Source organism: Amycolatopsis sp. Poz14 (assembly GCF_006704225.1).
Taxonomy (GTDB): Bacteria; Actinomycetota; Actinomycetes; order Mycobacteriales; family Pseudonocardiaceae; genus Amycolatopsis; species Amycolatopsis nivea.
Map to the genome: position 1 here is coordinate 472,953 of NZ_JACLHD010000001.1, position 16,610 is coordinate 489,562.

14 protein-coding genes are annotated in these 16,610 nt (G+C 69.0%); 7 read left to right on the top strand and 7 right to left on the bottom strand.

Going from position 1 to position 16,610, the window contains the following annotated elements:
* Positions 1 to 86 precede the first annotated feature (86 nt).
* From coaA to FKO37_RS02500, 3 genes are all read left to right on the top strand, one after another.
* Positions 87 to 1,022 (top strand): type I pantothenate kinase, encoded by a 936-nt coding sequence (gene coaA, locus FKO37_RS02490; RefSeq protein WP_238603622.1) that lies wholly within the window; start codon positions 87 to 89, stop codon positions 1,020 to 1,022.
* Between the two features lie 164 nt (positions 1,023 to 1,186).
* Positions 1,187 to 1,336, top strand: a complete 150-nt coding sequence (locus FKO37_RS02495) for a hypothetical protein (RefSeq protein WP_009085794.1) — start codon at positions 1,187 to 1,189, stop codon at positions 1,334 to 1,336.
* 34 nt (positions 1,337 to 1,370) lie between these two features.
* Positions 1,371 to 2,924: a DUF1841 family protein gene (locus FKO37_RS02500; RefSeq protein WP_238603623.1), complete on the top strand. Its 1,554-nt coding sequence runs from the start codon at positions 1,371 to 1,373 to the stop codon at positions 2,922 to 2,924.
* On the opposite strand, the gene FKO37_RS02505 is transcribed toward FKO37_RS02500, so the two are convergent.
* On the bottom strand, positions 2,921 to 3,784 hold the full coding sequence (locus FKO37_RS02505) for a hypothetical protein (protein WP_238603624.1): 864 nt from the start codon (positions 3,782 to 3,784) through the stop codon (positions 2,921 to 2,923). The two genes, FKO37_RS02500 and FKO37_RS02505, sit on opposite strands and share 4 nt — an antisense overlap.
* A 108-nt stretch (positions 3,785 to 3,892) precedes the next feature.
* Here FKO37_RS02505 and FKO37_RS02510 point away from each other — a divergent pair, with 108 nt between their 5' ends.
* The gene (locus tag FKO37_RS02510; RefSeq protein WP_037807023.1) at positions 3,893 to 4,213 is read left to right on the top strand and encodes a nucleotide pyrophosphohydrolase; all 321 of its coding nucleotides are present in this window, start codon (positions 3,893 to 3,895) and stop codon (positions 4,211 to 4,213) included.
* Here FKO37_RS02510 and FKO37_RS02515 read toward each other — a convergent pair.
* Positions 4,202 to 4,369, bottom strand: coding sequence for a hypothetical protein (locus FKO37_RS02515; RefSeq protein WP_238603625.1), 168 nt, complete (start codon positions 4,367 to 4,369; stop codon positions 4,202 to 4,204). The two genes, FKO37_RS02510 and FKO37_RS02515, sit on opposite strands and share 12 nt — an antisense overlap.
* A 37-nt stretch (positions 4,370 to 4,406) precedes the next feature.
* Positions 4,407 to 5,612, bottom strand: coding sequence for a PolC-type DNA polymerase III (locus FKO37_RS02520; RefSeq protein ID WP_238603626.1), 1,206 nt, complete (start codon positions 5,610 to 5,612; stop codon positions 4,407 to 4,409).
* 193 nt (positions 5,613 to 5,805) lie between these two features.
* On the opposite strand from FKO37_RS02520, the gene FKO37_RS02525 reads away from it, so the two are divergent.
* A complete protein-coding gene (locus FKO37_RS02525; RefSeq protein ID WP_238603627.1) occupies positions 5,806 to 6,606 on the top strand; it encodes an excalibur calcium-binding domain-containing protein in 801 nt (266 codons plus the stop codon).
* A 61-nt stretch (positions 6,607 to 6,667) separates the two neighbouring features.
* The gene (locus tag FKO37_RS02530) at positions 6,668 to 7,294 is read left to right on the top strand and encodes a response regulator transcription factor (RefSeq protein WP_009085782.1); all 627 of its coding nucleotides are present in this window, start codon (positions 6,668 to 6,670) and stop codon (positions 7,292 to 7,294) included.
* A 1-nt stretch (position 7,295) separates the two neighbouring features.
* Here the strand turns inward: FKO37_RS02530 and FKO37_RS02535 are convergent, their stop codons facing one another.
* On the bottom strand, positions 7,296 to 8,252 hold the full coding sequence (locus tag FKO37_RS02535; RefSeq protein WP_238603628.1) for a YafY family protein: 957 nt from the start codon (positions 8,250 to 8,252) through the stop codon (positions 7,296 to 7,298).
* Positions 8,253 to 8,311: 59 nt separating this feature from the next.
* Here FKO37_RS02535 and FKO37_RS02540 point away from each other — a divergent pair, with 59 nt between their 5' ends.
* Positions 8,312 to 9,451: an epoxide hydrolase family protein gene (locus FKO37_RS02540; RefSeq protein WP_238603629.1), complete on the top strand. Its 1,140-nt coding sequence runs from the start codon at positions 8,312 to 8,314 to the stop codon at positions 9,449 to 9,451.
* 1,257 nt (positions 9,452 to 10,708) lie between these two features.
* Here the strand turns inward: FKO37_RS02540 and FKO37_RS02545 are convergent.
* From FKO37_RS02545 to cydB, 3 genes are all read right to left on the bottom strand, one after another.
* On the bottom strand, positions 10,709 to 11,890 hold the full coding sequence (locus tag FKO37_RS02545) for a GAF domain-containing sensor histidine kinase (protein ID WP_134664496.1): 1,182 nt from the start codon (positions 11,888 to 11,890) through the stop codon (positions 10,709 to 10,711).
* Between the two features lie 70 nt (positions 11,891 to 11,960).
* On the bottom strand, positions 11,961 to 15,386 hold the full coding sequence (cydD, locus tag FKO37_RS02550) for a thiol reductant ABC exporter subunit CydD (RefSeq protein ID WP_238603630.1): 3,426 nt from the start codon (positions 15,384 to 15,386) through the stop codon (positions 11,961 to 11,963).
* 44 nt (positions 15,387 to 15,430) lie between these two features.
* Positions 15,431 to 16,438, bottom strand: a complete 1,008-nt coding sequence (gene cydB / locus FKO37_RS02555) for a cytochrome d ubiquinol oxidase subunit II (protein ID WP_238603631.1) — start codon at positions 16,436 to 16,438, stop codon at positions 15,431 to 15,433.
* Positions 16,439 to 16,610: the final 172 nt, after the last annotated feature.

Here is a 16,610-nt window from a genome sequence, read left to right on the forward strand (position 1 = left end):
TCACGCGCGGTAAGCCCTACCGTTGATACGGCGTTACGGAAGTAGCGCAGACGGAGCCAGCGCAGGCGACGGCCGAGGAGTGTGCGATGCCCACACGGGTCCGTGAACTCAGCCCTTATGTAGAGCTGCATCGGGAACAGTGGCGGGAGCTGCGCAGCTCCACTCCGCTGCCGCTGACCGCGGACGAGCTGGTCCGGCTCCGCGGGCTCGGGGAACAAATCGATCTCGCCGAGGTCGCCGACGTGTACCTGCCGCTTTCGCGGCTGATCAACCTCCAGGTGAAGGCCCGGCAACAGCTGTACGAGGCCACCACGACCTTCCTCGGCGAGGACTGTCGCAACACCAAGGCTCCGTTCGTGATCGGCATCGCGGGCAGCGTCGCGGTCGGCAAATCGACCACCGCCCGGATCCTGCGCACCCTGCTCGCCCGCTGGCCCGACCACCCGCGCGTCGACCTCGTGACGACCGACGGGTTCCTCTACTCCCGCTCCGAGCTGACCCGGCGCGGGATCATGCACCGCAAGGGTTTCCCGGAAAGCTACGACCGGCGCGCGCTGCTGCGGTTCGTCACCGAGGTGAAGTCCGGGGCCGAGCGGGTGTCCGCGCCGGTGTACTCGCACCTGGCCTACGACATCCTCCCGGACCAGGAACAGCTGGTGGAGCGGCCGGACATCCTCATCATCGAGGGACTGAACGTCCTGCAGCCCGGCCCGAGCCTGACGGTCTCGGATCTGTTCGACTTCTCGATTTACGTCGACGCGCACATCGACGACATCGAGCACTGGTACGTCGAGCGGTTCCTGAAGCTGCGGCACACCGCGTTCGCCGATCCCGCCTCGCACTTCCACCACTTCGCCGGCCTGCCCGACGACGAGGCCCGCGAAGAAGCGCGGCACCTGTGGCGCACCATCAACGAGCCGAACCTGATGGAGAACATCAAGCCGACGCGTCCACGTGCGACTCTCGTGCTCCGCAAGGACGCCGACCACGCCATCAACCGTGTTCGACTGCGGAAGCTCTGAGGGTCACCCACACGCGTCTCTCCGGCCCCGTGCTGCACAGCGGCCGGAGTAATTGACCGATCGGCCAGCGTCTTCGTAACCACTTGGCCGATACCAGCGCACCCGTCCGCAAGCGACCCTGAGAGCAGCAGGACGAGAGCAGTTGACCTGCGGAGGAGGCCACGATGTTGACTATCGTCCTGACCTGGGTCGGCGCGGTATTGGGATTGACGCTGCTGGTCGCGATGGCCGCCGGGGCGTTCGTCGTCGACTTCGACGACGCGCTGCGCGAACGGCGCGTGAAGGCACGCGGCACGGCGGAGCCGACCAGCTGAGACCTGAGCTTCGGGTCCAGGCAAGATGTGCGGCATGAGTCCGGTGAGCCGCGCGCGCAAGAAGAGTTCCCTACCCACCGCCCCCAGCGTCAACGGTCTGTTCAAGGACGTGCTGCGGGACTTCTCCGCGGTCGCGGCCGAGCCCGGTCCGTTCGACATCGAGCTGCTGGGTTCCGAGGTCGTCGGGCAGTGGCGGGACGTCGTCGTGGAGGACGAACCGGAATCGCAGCTGGGACTTGAGCTGATCGCCTTCGCCCAGCGCAAGATCACGCCCGGCGCCGCGGCGCTGCTGGCCGCGCTGAAGGTGCTGGCGGAGTCCGAAGAGGAGCGTTCGGCGGCGGCCGAGGCGCTGGGCGTCGTGCTCGGCCGGGGCATCCCTGAGCCGGAGTGGGCCGCCGAGGTCGGACAGGTCAGCGTCGGCGAATGCTGGCGCACCGGGGACGTCTACGGCGACGAATCGTCGCTGCTGTGCGTCTTTTCCCGCGGTGACCACTCGCTCGGTTTGCTGGCGCTGCTGGACTTCACCGAGGGCGGCCGGGTGCGCGACCTGGTGGTCATCGAGGAGCCGCACGAGGTGCTCGCCGAAATGCGCTCGCAGGTCGAGGAAGACGGCGAACTGGTCGTACTGGAGAAAATCGAGCCTGCCGACGCGCACCGGCTGCTGGTGTCCGGGATCGCGGCCACCGACGCGCTGGACGAGCCGGACGTCGGCGAGGACTACACGCGGTTCCACGCCATCGCGCTGACCTGGGCGCGGTCGCTGCCGGAGCCGACCGAGGTCCCGCCGGTCGCCGAATGGACGGCCGCGCAGCGCGAGGAAGCGGTCACCCAGTTCCTCTCCGACACGAACCTGCCGGACGCCGACGCCGCCCGGGAAATCGCCAATCTGCTGGTCGACCACGGCTGCCGCACCGAACCGGCGAACCCGCTGCGCGTCGGTCCGGAGAAGCTGGCGAGGTTCCTCGAATCCTTGCTGGACGGCGAATACGAGCTGGAAGACGAGGACGCCGTCGCACCGGTCGTGCTGTCCTGGGCGGGCTGGGCCGCGGCTCGGGCCGGACTGTCCGAAGTCGCCACGGCCGCGCTGCTGGAAGAGGTCACCGAGTATCTCGGCGAGTACCTCTCGGACGACGACGAGGACGAGGACTTCAGCGACTACCTCGACGGCACCGAATCCGCCGACGAGGCGCTGGAAGTGGTGGCCCGCCGCCGGTTCGCAGTTCCCGAACTGTCCACAGTGATCGGTGACGAGGAACTGACCGACCTCGACCCCGGCGACCCGGAACAGCGTCGGCTGCTGGTGATCGGCGCGCACCCGGAGTACCACGAATCGCTGGCCGCGGAAGAATTCGACGGCGCGGACGGCCTCCGCCTCGCGCTTGAGACGTCCATTGTGGACCAGCTGTGGGACGACGAGCCCGCCGAGGTGTGGACCGCCGCGCAGAACCTGCTGCAGCAGGACCTTTCCCGCGCCGACGTCCTCGACCGCTTGGTGACTGTCCTCGAAGGACAGTTGACCGAAACCGAGGAAGAAGACCAGCTCGACTACGACCTCGACGCCTACCGCGCCGCCTTGGCCGAAATCTAGCCCTTCGGCAGCGCGATCCGGGCCGACCGGATCTCCGCGAGCAACCGGGTCTTGCGGCGGTGGACGTTCACCAGCTCGGCGACGTAGCCGGTGAACTCCTCCGCCGTGCCCGCTTGCTTGTGGAGGGTGCGCAGCTTTTTGAGGCACTGCGCCGCTTCCCGGTACGCGCCGGCTTCTTTTTGCGCGATCAGCTGCTCGATCCGTTCGCGGTATTCCGGAATGGACTCTTCTTCTTTTCGCAGCACCTCTTTCTGCCGCGGCACCTCTTTTTGCCGCGGCGTTTCCTTCCGCTGCGGAGTCAACACGCGCGCCGCGTAAGCGATCGCCTCGCTGTGCCGCCCAGCCGCCCGCAACACGCGGACGATCTTGAGACTGACGTCCACCCGCGGCGGTTTGGCCGCGAGAATGGCGACCAGCCCGTCCACGTCCCCGCTCGCCTCGGCGATTTCCTCCTGCAGCCGCTCGGCGATCTCGCGCTTTTCGGCCTGTTTCCCGCGCAGCACTTCGTCCACAATGGACTTCATCCGGGCGAGCCCGGCGTCCCCGAGCGCCGCCGCGAAATCCGCCACCGCGACCGCCCGCCCGTTGAACGCCGCCTCCAGCACCCAGTCCGCGAGTTGCTCCGGATCCGGCGGCCGAGCCGCACAAGCCCGCGCGTACAGGGCGACCGCCTGGTCAAGCCGCACCTCGAGGTCCGCCGCGAGCGCACCGTGCTGCTCGAGCATGCCCACGATGTCGTCCACCGCCCGCCGCGCGAGCGGCGCGAGATCAGCGCGGCTGCCCGAGTCGAGCAGCCGCCGCACAGTATCGAGAACCGCACCGATTTTGGCGGTGTACTCGACCGGGTCGGGGACGCTCACGCGAACAGTCTGCCGTATGGCCCGTAACCGGCGTGTGGGCCAACGGCGTACTCTTTTCGGCCCAACCCGGACACCCCAGGTGAGCACCGCGCGTGATAATCAGGTCCGGTGACTCTAGAAGACCTCACCCAGCGCCTCCGCGACTTCGCCGCCGCCCGGGAGTGGGAACCGTTCCACACCCCGAAAAACCTGACGATGGCCCTGTCCGGCGAAGTAGGCGAGCTGATCGCCCTGTTCCAGTGGCTGACCCCGGAGGAAGCCGCGAACTGGCGCGCGGACCCGGCCCAGGAGTTCAACGTCCAGGACGAAATCGCCGACGTAATGCTGTACCTGGTCCGGCTGGCGGACGTACTGGGGATCGACCTGCTGGAAGCGGCGAACGCGAAGGTGGACCGGAACGAGAAGAGGTTCCCTCCGCTAGCCCGCTGACCCGGCCGCGACCCGCTTCGTCTCGTCGAGATACCAGCCGCCGACCAGCGCACCGACCGCGAGCACGGCCAGCACGATCCCCAGGCCCATCCCCGCGCCGTCGAACATCGCGACCACCGTGATGACCATCAGGATCAGCCCGATCCCCATCAGCACCTGCCCGATCGTCCCGGCCCGGCTGGAGGGCGCTTTCTCATGCCTCGGCTGCGGGGCCGGAACGAAGCCCCACAGCACCGCGGCCTCGTCCAGTCGCAAGACGTGCGCGCCGAGTTCGAGCGCCCGGGAAAGCCGCGGTTCGGACTCGCGCACCCCCGAGTCGTACGCCAGGTGCGTGACCGAGCCCGTCAGGTTCTTCGCGAGCTGGAACCCTTCCGACAGCACCCGCGCGCAACTGGTCCGCGTCCGCCGTCGTCCCGAGCACCAGCACTCTCGTCGGCTTGTCGCCGGTAGCGGTGGTCCTGAGGTCCACGACCACTTCCAGCGCCCCGAGCGCGTCCGCGACCTGCCGCAGTTCGCGGTACTCGACGGAAGTCACCACCCCGTCGGCTTCCGCGACCCGCCGCAGTTCGGCGACGAAGCCGGTGTGGATCCGCTGCACCTCCGCCTCGGCCATCCCGGCTTCAGCCGCGAGATCGGCGAGCGCCCAGACCTCCTCGTCGGTCAGGAATTGATCGCCGACCGCTTCGGCGAGCAGGTCGAGGTAAGCCTGCGCGACCGGTCCGCCGGCCGCCGCGGAAACGCGGTCCACTGCCTCGGCCATCCAGCCCTTCTCCGCACCGGCCGCAGACCGGCGCACGGCAACCGCTTGGGACGCGTACCGCGGCAGCTCCGGAAAACGCACCGGCTGCGCGAACCGCAACCCGTGCGTACCGAGGAGCGCGATCATCGCCTGCGCGCACGCCCGGGCGGCCGGTTCGGCGAGATAACCGGGGAAGTCCTCGATGCCGAAGGCGCGGGCGATGGTGGCGAGCCGGTAGTTAGGCAGTGGCAAGACCGCCTGCGCGGTGTCCTTGAGCGAGATCCCCGGCAGCCGCGGCAGGCGGACGCCCAACTGGCTGATCTCGGCAAGAAGTCCTTCCACCGAGGACAGGTCGTGGGCCATGACGACCGCGCCCCGGCACAGGTCGAACACCTGGCTGAGGATGTCGCCCAAGGCCGGCGCGTCAGCCAGTTCCGCCGCGGTGATGCGGTGCGGGTTGCGCCGGTTCGCGTCCGCGGCGACGACCGTCGCGAACTCGCCGAGGAACGTCCCGTCCCCACGGAACCGGATCGCGGCGACCTCCAGGACGCGGCCGGTGTGCAGTCCGGTCGTCTTCACGTCGAGCGCGGTGAATTCCGTGCCGCCCGCGGGTACCTGCCCGGTCGAGGACAGGGACAGTCGTTCGATCAGCTCGGCCATCGTGGATGCGCTTTCTCCTGGACAGTTCCCCTAACCATCGTGAGAAGTCGGCGAATCGTCACACGCGGGAGGTCAGGCACTGTCTTTGTGACGGATCCGTGACTTCTTCTTAGCCCTTGCTGCCGGTCGCGTAACACTTGCTGCCGTTTGCGCGAACACCATTCGGCACCCGCCTCAGGAAGAGGAATTCCGAATGCACTCCACGCCCGCGCCGCCGTCGCGTCCCAAGCTGAAACTCCCGACCTGGTTGACGGTCGTCCTCAGCGTCTTCGCGGTTCTTTTCATTCTGGGCGCGGTTTTCGGAAAGCAGGCACCGACGCCGGAGCCGGTCGCCGCACCGGTCGCCCCGCCGCCGACCACATCAGCCACCCCCGTACCGGTGACCTACACCGTGGACAAAATCACCGACGCCGCCAACATCGAACTGGCCGGTTCCGACGGCAGCCATCGCACCGTGCGCATCCTCGGTCTCGAAGTGGCGACCGGAACCAATTGCTATGCAAGTGAAACGGCGGTTTGGGCCAACAACAAGCTCGCCAGCGCGGCGGTGAAGATCACCACGGACACCACTGACGGCGTCGCGTTGGCCTTGAGCGACGGCACCGACTACGCGACCGCGGCGCTTTCCGCCGGATATGCCCGGCTGTCCGGCAATGTCGTCTCCGATTCGCTGCGCACGGCGGCGAACGCAGCCCAGCAAGCTGCGACTGGATTGTGGGCGGAACCTTGCAAAGGCGTGATCACCGCGCCGACGCCGGTGCCGACTCCGACGCCGCAGAAGGAAACGCCCGCTCCCCCGCCTGCGCCGCGCACGTCTGACCAAGCCGCCCCGCCGCCGGTCGAGGACACGCCGGAACCTGAGCAGCCGAGCAGTGTGTATTACAAGAACTGCGCGGCCGCGAAAGCTGCACACGCGACGCCGCTTCACCTCGGCGAACCCGGCTACCGTCCAGGACTGGACCGCGACGGCGACGGGGTGGCCTGCGAGCGGTAACTCCTGGTGTCGTGCGGCACCACCGGCAGACGAACCGCCCCATGCCCCGTAACCTGGAGATATGCCGATCCAGGTGCTGCTCGTAGACGACCACGAACTCGTCCGGCGGGGCCTGCGCGACCTGCTCAGCGACGAGGCCGACCTGGAAGTGGTCGCGGAGGCCGGGAGCGTCGAGGAGGCGCTCGCGGTGGCCATGCACGTCGAGCCGGACGTCGCGGTCGTCGATGTTCGGCTCGGGGACGGCGACGGCATCACGCTCTGCCGCGAGCTGCGGTCCAAGCCGAATCCGCCGGCCTGCCTCATGCTCACCGCGTTCGACGACGAGGAAGCCATGGTCGGCGCGATCATGGCGGGTGCTTCGGGCTATCTGCTCAAGCAGGTTCGCGGCCAGGACGTGGTGAACGCGGTCCGCGAGGTCGCCGCCGGACGGTCGCTGCTCGACCCGGTCAGCACCGCTCGCGTGCTCGACAAGCTGCGTCATCCGCCGACCGACGAGCTGGCCGCCCTCACCGATCGCGAGCGCGACGTCCTGGAGCTGATCGGGCAGGGGCTGTCGAACCGCGAGATCGCTGAACGGCTTTTCCTCGCCGAGAAAACGGTGAAGAACTACGTGACGTCCGTGCTGGCGAAGCTCGGCATGCAGCGCCGCACCCAGGCCGCGGCGTGGATTGCCCGGCGCGGCAAGTGAATCAGCTGCCCGCGACGGCGCGACCGTAGCGTTCGGACAGCAGCCGCAGCCGCGGGATCAGGTCCGGAGGCGATTCGACCGTGAAGTCCATCATCAGCATTCCAATGTAGACAGCCACGGTGTCCAAGCTGTCCGCGCCGGTGACGAGTACGCATTGGTGCTCGTCAAGGGGTTCGACGACGCCGACCGTCGGATTGATCCGCGCCAGCACCTCGTCCGCCGGGGCATCGATGCGCAGCCGCGCGTGCACGATCCACCCGCTCGCCGCGATCGTGCGCATCGCGAAGGCGGTGTAATCCCCGCCGGGCAAGGGATTCGGTTCGAACCGGCGGCGGGTCGGCATCCGCGGCTGCATCAGGTCGACGCGGTAGGTCGCCCAGCTGCCGTCCTGCGGGTCGCGCGCGACCAGGTACCACCGTCGTTGCCAGCTGAGCAACCGGTACGGCTCGACCAGCCGCAGTTCGTCCGCGTAGTCGAACCGGAGCCACTCGACGTGCCGGATCGCCCGCGCGACCTCCTGCAGCACGGCGCCGTCGACCTCCGGATCGGGCGCGTCGGTGCCGGTGTTCTCGGGACCGCGGTCGATTGTCGAGCGCAGGGCGTCGACCGTCGGACGCAGCCTCGACGGCAGGACCTGTTCGAGCTTCGCGAGCGCCCGCGTGCCGGCCTCCTCGATCCCGGAGATACCCGCCGCCGCCCGCAGCCCGACGGTGACCGCCACCGCCTCCTCGTCGTCCAGCAGGAGCGGCGGCAGCTTCCCGCCCGAGCCCAGCCGGTAGCCGCCGACGTTCCCGCGCGTCGCCTCGACGGGATAACCCAGGTCACGCAGCCGGTCGACGTCGTGCCGGATCGTGCGGGCCGAGACGCCCAGGCGCTCCGACAGTTCCCGGCCACTCCGCCCAGCGGCCGTCTGCAGGAGAGCGAGAAGCGCCAGCAACCGCGCCGTCGGATCGGCCATCGAAACTCCTTATTCTATTAGGAACTGATCCTACCTAATAGCCTCCTAGTGTTCTTCTCATGACGAACGCAACCGCCTCCCTCGCCCTCCGCCCCTTCACCGTCGAGATCACCGACGCCGAACTCGCGGACCTGCACGACCGCCTCGCCCGCACCCGCCTGCCGCAGCCGTCGCCGACCGACGACTGGGACGCCGGCACCCCGAACGCCTACCTGCGGACGGCGCTCGAGGCGTGGCGGAGCTTCGACTGGCGCGCCGCCGAAGCGCGGATCAACTCCTTCCCGCACTTCACCACCGAGATCGACGGCCAGACGTTCCACTTCATCCACGTCCGCTCCGCCCATCCCGGCGCGACGCCGCTGCTGCTCGCGCACACCTATCCCGGCTCGTCGGTCGACTACCTCGACCTGATCGACCGCCTCGTCGACCCGGTCGCGCACGGCGGCCGCGCAGAGGACGCCTTCGACGTCGTCATCCCCGACGCACCCGGCTACGGCTTCTCCCAGCCCGTCGCCGAAGCGGGCTGGACAGTCGCCCGCGTCGCCGCCGCGTACGACCGCTTGATGCGCGGCCTCGGGTACGAGAGCTACGGAATCCACGGCTCGGACAACGGCGCGATGGTCGCCAGGGAGCTCGGCGTGCTGAACCCGGACGGTTTCCTCGGCCTGCACGTCCTGCAGCTGTTCTCGTTCCCGTCCGGCGACCCGGCGGAATTCGAACGCCTCGAACCGGCCGATCACGCCGGCCTGGCGCACATGCAATGGTTTCAATCAGTCGGTGGCTACAACACGATGAACGCCTCGCGCCCCCAGACGGTTTCCGTTGGCCTCAGTGACTCCCCGATCGGATTACTCGCCTACAGCGAGCTGTTCAACTCCTTCGGCAACGGGACGTCGCTGGTGCCGCTGGAAACGATCCTGCTGGAGGTGAGCGTGAACTGGTTCGCCAACGCCGCTTCCGGGATGAGCCGCAGCTACCTGGAGAACGCCCGCGCACAGGCCGAGCCGCGGGTGAGCGACGCGCGCACCGGGGTGGCGGTGTTCAAGGACGACTTCCAGACCATCAGGACCTTCGCCGAACGCGACAACACCAACATCGTGCACTGGAGCCGCTTCGAGGAAGGCGGTCACTTCGCGGCGATGGAACGCCCCGCCCTCCTCGCCGGCGACATTCGCGCTTTCTTCGCTAACCGCGACTGACTCCTGCTGATTCCGCGCCCAAACCCCGCCCGCATTGCTGCGGACGGGGTTCTCGGCGTCCAAGACAGAGCTGTGGGTAGCCGACTTCCAGGGAGTGGTTCACCCAATTGAGTGCCGAATGGATGTTCGATTCTTCGCTACCATGGGGAACGGCTCGGTGGCAGAGCGAATTCGAGGAAGGAGTGTGTTCGATGACTCGTGAAGGCTGAATCTCTTGGTGCGCGGTGTGTTCACAGCGGTGGGTTCACAACGGCGCGAGGTCGATGCGGCGTGTTTGCCGCGACGATTCAGGACAAACGCGATTCAGACAACGCAGACACAGCGCGTTTCCTGCGATCCGAGGCGGCGGATTCTAGGTGGCTGGCTTGAAACAGTGCTAGGTCGAGGTGGCGTTTCGGTACTGCGCTAGGTCGCCGCGACGCGGGGTCGACGACACAGTGCAGAGCTACGCCGTGCTGTGCGGCTGCCCCTGACGAGCCCGATGCGATGTCAGCTCGATGCGATGTGGTTACCGCGACGTGCGCGCGCGGCGCGGTAACTGCCGCTTCGGAGTCCGCTCAGGACTCGACGCTGGACGGGTTATTGCCTTATTGCCTTGGCAGCCAAGGCAATCCGGTCACGGCGGTCGGTGCAACGCGAACTGTCACCGATGCGGTGGAGTTGCCGTGCGGTGGCGTCGCAGCGTGGTGGCTTCGTGGTGGCTACGTGGTGGGCGTCCCGTCACAGCTGCAAGGAGCGCAGTCGCGCGTGCGGTGTCGACGTTGCGGCATGGCTGCTTCAGCGTCGATCGCCGCGCTGCGGTTGTTCGTCGCTGCGCCACAGTAGTCGTCGCCGCACTGCGGTTCTCGTCGCCGCGCTGCCGTTGTTCGTGACCGCACTGCGGTCGTTCGGCGCTGCGCCGCGGTTGTCGTCGCCGCACTGCGGTTCTCGTCGCCGCGCTGCCGTTGTTCGTGACCGCGCTGCGGTTGTTCGGCGCTGCGCCGCGGTTGCCGTCGCCGCGCTGCGGTTGTTCGGCGCTGCGCCGCGGTTGCCGTCGCCGCGCTGCGGTTGTCATCGCTCCGCGGCGGCTGCCGTCGCCCCGCGGCTGTCGTCGCCCCGCGGCTGTCGTCGCCGCGCGGCTGTCGTAGCTGCGCCGCGATTTGCCGTCGCCGCACTGCGATTCTCGTCGCCAGCCGCAGTTCTCCATCGCAACACTGCGGCTGCCGTCGCTCCGCTGCACTTACTGAACCCTGCGCAACAACCCAACCACCGAACCACTCACTCAAGCGGCAGGTCAAACGCGACCAGCGTCCCCAAACTCGGCGAAGAATTGAGGAAAAACCGGCCACCAGCAGCATCAGCACGCTCGGCGAGATGCCGAAGCCCCCGGGTCGCGACCCCTTGCGGCACCCCGGATCCGTTGTCCCGCACGCGAAGCTTCACACCCTCCGCGTCGCGGGTCAGGGTCACGCGGGTTTCGCTCGCGCCGGAGTGTCGGACCACATTGGACAGTGCCTCGCGCAGTGCGGCACGGATGTGGTCGGCCCGCTCGGCGGGGATGTCGGCGAACTCGCCGGACAGCTCCAGCGTCGGCGGATACCCGAGCAGCTCGCCGGCGATGCGCACTTCGCCGCGCGCGGATTCGGCGAGGTCGGTCGGGGTCCCGGGGTCGTGCCGTGGCTCGGGCGAGCGCAGGGCGCGCACGGTGCCGCGGATTTCCTCGATGGTCTGGTCCAGCTGGTCGATCGCGTCGGACAGCCGGGCCCCGTCGGCCTGCGCGAAGCGTTTTCGCATGTTGCGGCGGACCCGGTCCAGCTGCATGCCGGTGCCGTAGAGCCGTTGCACGATCACGTCGTGCAGCTCACGGGCGATGCGTTCGCGCTCTTGGTAGAGGGTCACGCGATGCCGTGCGTTCGCGCCCTCCGCCAGCGCGAGCACCACCCCGGCCTGCGCCGCGAACGCCGCGAGCATCTCGACCGTGCCCGCGGAAAACGGCTCGCGACCTTGCCGTCGGTACACCGTGAGCGCGCCGAGCACCCGCCCGCCGGAGCCGAACGGCGCGGCCGCGAACGGTCCGTACCCGCGCAGTTCGTCCGGCACATACGGGGCCGTGCGCGGGTCGACGATGAAGTCCTCCGCCGCGATCGGCTCACTGCCGCGCGCGACCTGGCCCGCCGCGGAGTCCGTCCCGAGGGTCAGCCCGCGCAGTTCCCCGACCGGCCCGCCGTCACCGTCGCCCGTCTGCACCTCGGCGAGAAAGCCGTCGACCCCATACGCCGCCTCGACCACGACGCGCCCGTCGTCGGCGCTGACCATCGCCAGCCCGAGGTCCGCGTCCGCCAGCTCGACGGCTCTGGCCACGACTGTTTCCAGCACCCCCTCCGGGTCGTCCCCGGACAGCGCGGTGCTGGTGATCTCCGTAGCCGCGGATAGGGCGCGCGCGGCGAGTGTCGGGTCCATAAGCAACTCCGACCTTAGCGCGGAGCCCTGCCCCAGACCCGAAATCGTGACCGTCACCAACAACCCTCCGTCACGCCGCCACCCGCGGCAACGCCCGCCGCACGACGCGCCCGTCCCGGACCTCGAAAACGATGTCCGCTTGCAGCTCTTCATCCGCATTGTGCGTTACGTGCACGACCGTCCGTCCAGCAAGCTCTGTACGCAACGTCGCCCGCAACGCCCGCGCCGTCGGCTCGTCGAGATGCGACGTCGGCTCGTCAAGCAACACCAACTCCGCCGACGGAGCCGCCAGCAACGCCCGCGCCAACGCCACCCGCTGCGCCTGCCCGCCAGACAATCCGGCCCCGGCGCTGTCGAGCACCGTCGCCAAATCCAGCTCCGGCAACTGCGCCTGATCAAGCACCCGCCGCAAATCGGACGTCTCCGCCAGCGGATCAGCGAGCCGCAAATTCTCCGCCACAGTGGTCGAGACAAGCATCGGCTCCTGCGGCGCCCAAGCCACCTTCGCCGGCACCACGACCTCGCCGCGACGAGGCTCGAGGAACCCCAGCAAGGCCGCCACCAACGTCGACTTCCCAGCCCCGCTCGGCCCGACGACCGCGACATAAGCCCCGGCCGGCACGCTCAACTCGACGTCCTTCAGCACCGCCTCGCCGCCAGGCCACCCCAGCTCGGCACCCCGCAACCGAACCGCAGCTGCACGCTCCAAGTCCGGCTCGTCGACGGACTGAGCGACAAGGGAACCCGCCGGTTCAGCGCGACGGGCTTCTTCGTCAACGTCCCCGGCGGGACCAGCCGCACCCCGCGACCGCCCCGCTCCCGCGCGACCTGCTGCTTCGTGGATGCCCCCAGCGGAACCAACCGCAGCACGCGCTCGGGCGTCGGCGTCGCACGCACCCCCGGCAAAACCAGCCGAACCCTGCGAACGCTCAACCTCCGACTCGCCGACCACCGCGCCGAGCCGAATCCGAGCCGCTCGCAGGGTGTCCCAATGCACCGCCGCCTGCGGCAACAGCGCCAACACCTCGGCCAGCGCCAACGGCACCAACGCCAGCAGCGGCGCCATCACCCCCGCCAGCTCCCCACGGCCGACCGCGCCCGCCGCCAGCATCGTGCTGACCACTGCGGCCGCCCCAGTCGCCAGCGTGATCAGCGCATCCGCCGCGCCTGCGCCGAAGGCTTGCCGTCGGGTGTCGGCGGCCAGTCGGGTGTCCGTCGAGGCCAAGTCGCGGCGACGCGAAGCCGCCCCGCCGTAGGCGAGCAGTTCCGCCGCCGACGAGAACAGCACCAGCACCCGCGCGGCGACGTCCCGGCGTCCAGCAGCCAGGGCCGAAGTCGCCCGTCGCTCCAACCGCAACGCGACCGCCGGTGCCGCCAAGCCGACCAGCACAGTCAAGGCCAGTACCAAACCGGCCGACGGCAGCACCAACGTCTGCACCGCGACAGCCCCGGCCGCGACCAGCCCGACCACGATCGGCGGCGACACGACTCGCGGCAGCAGATCCCGCACCGTGTCGACGTCCGCCACCAACCGCCGTTGGCTCTCCCCGGCTTCGAGGCTGCGTGCGGGACCCAAGCGCACCAACGCATTCCACAGCCGAACACGCAACCGTCCGGCGATCCGGAAGGCGGCGTCGTGCGTCACGAGCCGTTCGACATACCGGAGTCCGGCTCGGCCAAGTCCGAACGCGCGCACCCCGACGACCGCGACCGTCAAGGTCAGAATCGGCGGCTGCAACGAAGCTTTGGCGATCAACCAGCCAGAGGTCGCGGTGAGGGCGATCCCGGCCAAGAGCGCCAAGGCACCTAACAGGGCACCGGAGAACAGCCGTCGGTCGAGCAACATCCGCCAGGGAAGCGGCCGGGCGTCAGGACTGTCCGAAGTGGACTGAGTAACCGCCGCGGGAGCCGAGTCCTCAACAGCGACTGCGGCTGAACGTTCGTGCGCAGCAATGACCGCCGCCGCACCGTTTTCGACGGCTCGCTCGACGGCGTCCATGACCCGACGCGCGTTGACGTCGTCCAGGTGCGCGGTCGGCTCGTCCAGCAGGAGCAACCACGCGCCCGACTGAACTCGCAGTAATGCCCGAGCCACGGCGACGCGCTGGCGTTGTCCTTGGGAAAGCCGGTCGACCGGACGGTCGGCGAGACCGTGCAGGCCGAGTTCGCCGAGTACCGCGTCGACGTCCGATCCAGCGACCGCGAGTTCTTCCCGCACGGTGCCGCCGCTGAAAACCGGCGACTGCGGGACCCAGGCGATCCCCGCGCGCCACCGTTCGAGGTCGGCCTGAGCCAGCGGTACGTCTCCGGCCAGCACCGACCCGTCGTAGGACGGCACGAAGCCCAGCAAGGTCGCGAGCGTGGTCGATTTACCGCCACCGCTCGGCGCGCGCAGCCATACGATCTGGCCGCGCCGGACGGAGAAACTCTCGCCGTCGGGAGCGAATCCACCGCGTCGAGCGACTTTTAGGTCGGACACAACCAACGATCCACAGGGAGCGGTCCGCGTTCCTTCGGCCGGGACCGGTTCCGCGAGCACCGTAGTCACCCGGCGGACCGCTTCCACCCCGTCCTCGCTCGCGTGGAATGCCGCGCCGACCGCGCGAATCGGCTGGTAGCACTCGGGAGCGAGGATCAGCACGCCGAGTCCGATCGCCAGCGGTAGCGATCCCGACACCAACCGAACGCCGATGACGACAGCCACCAAGGCGACCGAGAGCGTCGCCGCGAGTTCGAGCACGAATGCCGAGGAGAACGCGACGCGCAACGTCTTGAGCGTGGCGCGACGATGCCGGTCCGACAGTTTCCGGACGGTTTCGGCTTGGGCGTCGGCTCGCCGGAACGCGGTGAGCACTGGCAACGCTCGCACCAGTTCGAGCAGCAGGCCGGACATCCGATGCACCGCGTCCGTCGCGCCGGAAACGCGGTCGGCGGTGAATTTTCCGACCAGGACGGCGAACATCGGCAGCAACGGGACCGTCGCGGCGATGATCACCGCCGACGGCCAATCTGTCCACAGGATCGCCGCGCCTGCCGCGACGGGGACGACCGCGGCGGTGACGAGCGCGGGCAGGTACTCGCGGAAGTAGGAATCGAGTGCGTCGAGGCCGCGGGTCACGAGGGTCGTGAGTTCGCCGTGGCCGCGGCGGGCGAGCCATTCCGGGCCGAGGCGCAACGCGTGGTCGACGACGCGGGCGCGCAGGTCGCGTTGCGCGGTCGCGGCGGCGCGGGCGGAAACCACCCGCACCGCCCAGCTGGTGCCCGCGCGGCCCACGACGAGCGCGAACAGGACAGCCAACTGGACGGTGCGGCCCCCTTCCCCCAGCCCCCGGGAGACCACGTCCGCGAGGATGTCCGCCAGCAGAAAAGCTTGTCCGACAAGGAAAACCGCGTTCCCGAACGACAGCACCGCGACCAGGATCAGCGCTCGGCGCGCGGCCGGCCCCAGGGCCGATAGCGCGCCGAGCGGACCCTTGCCCGGCCGCACAGGGTCCATGGGGGACCCGGTGGCGGAAAGGGGTGCGCGGCCGGGAAGCTCGGTCATGGTGCGTGCACCGCCGGGATGTGCTGGACGCCGATGCGCTTGCGGAACACCCAGTAGGTCCAGCCTTGATAAATCAGCACAGCTGGCGCCCCGAACGCGCCGACCCAGGTCATCACCGTCAGCGTGTAGTGGCTGACCGCGCTGTTCATGATGGTCAGCGAGTGCGCCGGGTCGAGCGTGGACGGCAGGACGTTCGGGTAGAGCGCCCCGAAGAGGGTCACCGCAGCGGCCGTGATGACGACCGCGAGCGCGGCGAACGCCTGCCCGTCGCGGTCGACGTAGAGCCGCAGCCACGCGACCGCGGCGGCGAGGACGACGATCACCAGCGAGAAGAGCGTCCACAGTTTGCCTTCGCGGACCTGGACGACCACGAGGAACGCGACCAACGGCAGCAGCCCGACCGGGAGGATGCGCAGCGCGATGGTGCGCGCGCGTTCCCGCAGGTCACCGGTCGTTTTCAGGGCAAGGAACGCCGCGCCGTGCACGAGCGAGAACCCGACGATCGCCACCGCGCCCAGCAACGTGTCCCACCGGACCGACTCGAACGGCGACCCGACGCGGTTGCCTTGCGCGTCGAGCGGCAGGCCGAGCACGGTGGTCGCGAGCAGCAGCCCGACGCCCAGCGGAGGGATCCAGGAACCGATGATGATCACGCGGTCCCAGACGCGCCGCCAGCGTTCGGAGTCGACCTTGCCGCGGTACTCGAACGCGACGCCGCGCCCGATGAGCGCGATGAGGACGAGCAGCAACGGGAGGTAGGCACCGGAGAATAGCGACGCGTACCAGCCGGGAAACGCCGCGAAAGTCGCCCCGGCCGCGACGATCAGCCAGACCTCGTTGCCGTCCCAGACCGGCCCGATCGTGTTGACGAGGACGCGCCGCTCGGTGTTCGTCTTCCCGAGCACCGGCAGCAGCATCCCGACGCCGAAGTCGAATCCTTCGAGGAAGAGATACCCCAGCCAGAACAACGCGACGATCGCGAACCACAGCGTTTCGAGCGTCATGCCCACTCACCTCGTCCGGCGTGCGCCGGCGTCATCCGGTCGGCCACCGGGTTGTCCCCACGATGGCCCTGAGTTATCCACAACCCGCCGAGTTGTCCACAGATTCGCTGTGGGTAACCCGCGAGAGCCACGACCCGATTACGCTGGGTACGGGGCGTCCCCCCGGTGAGGG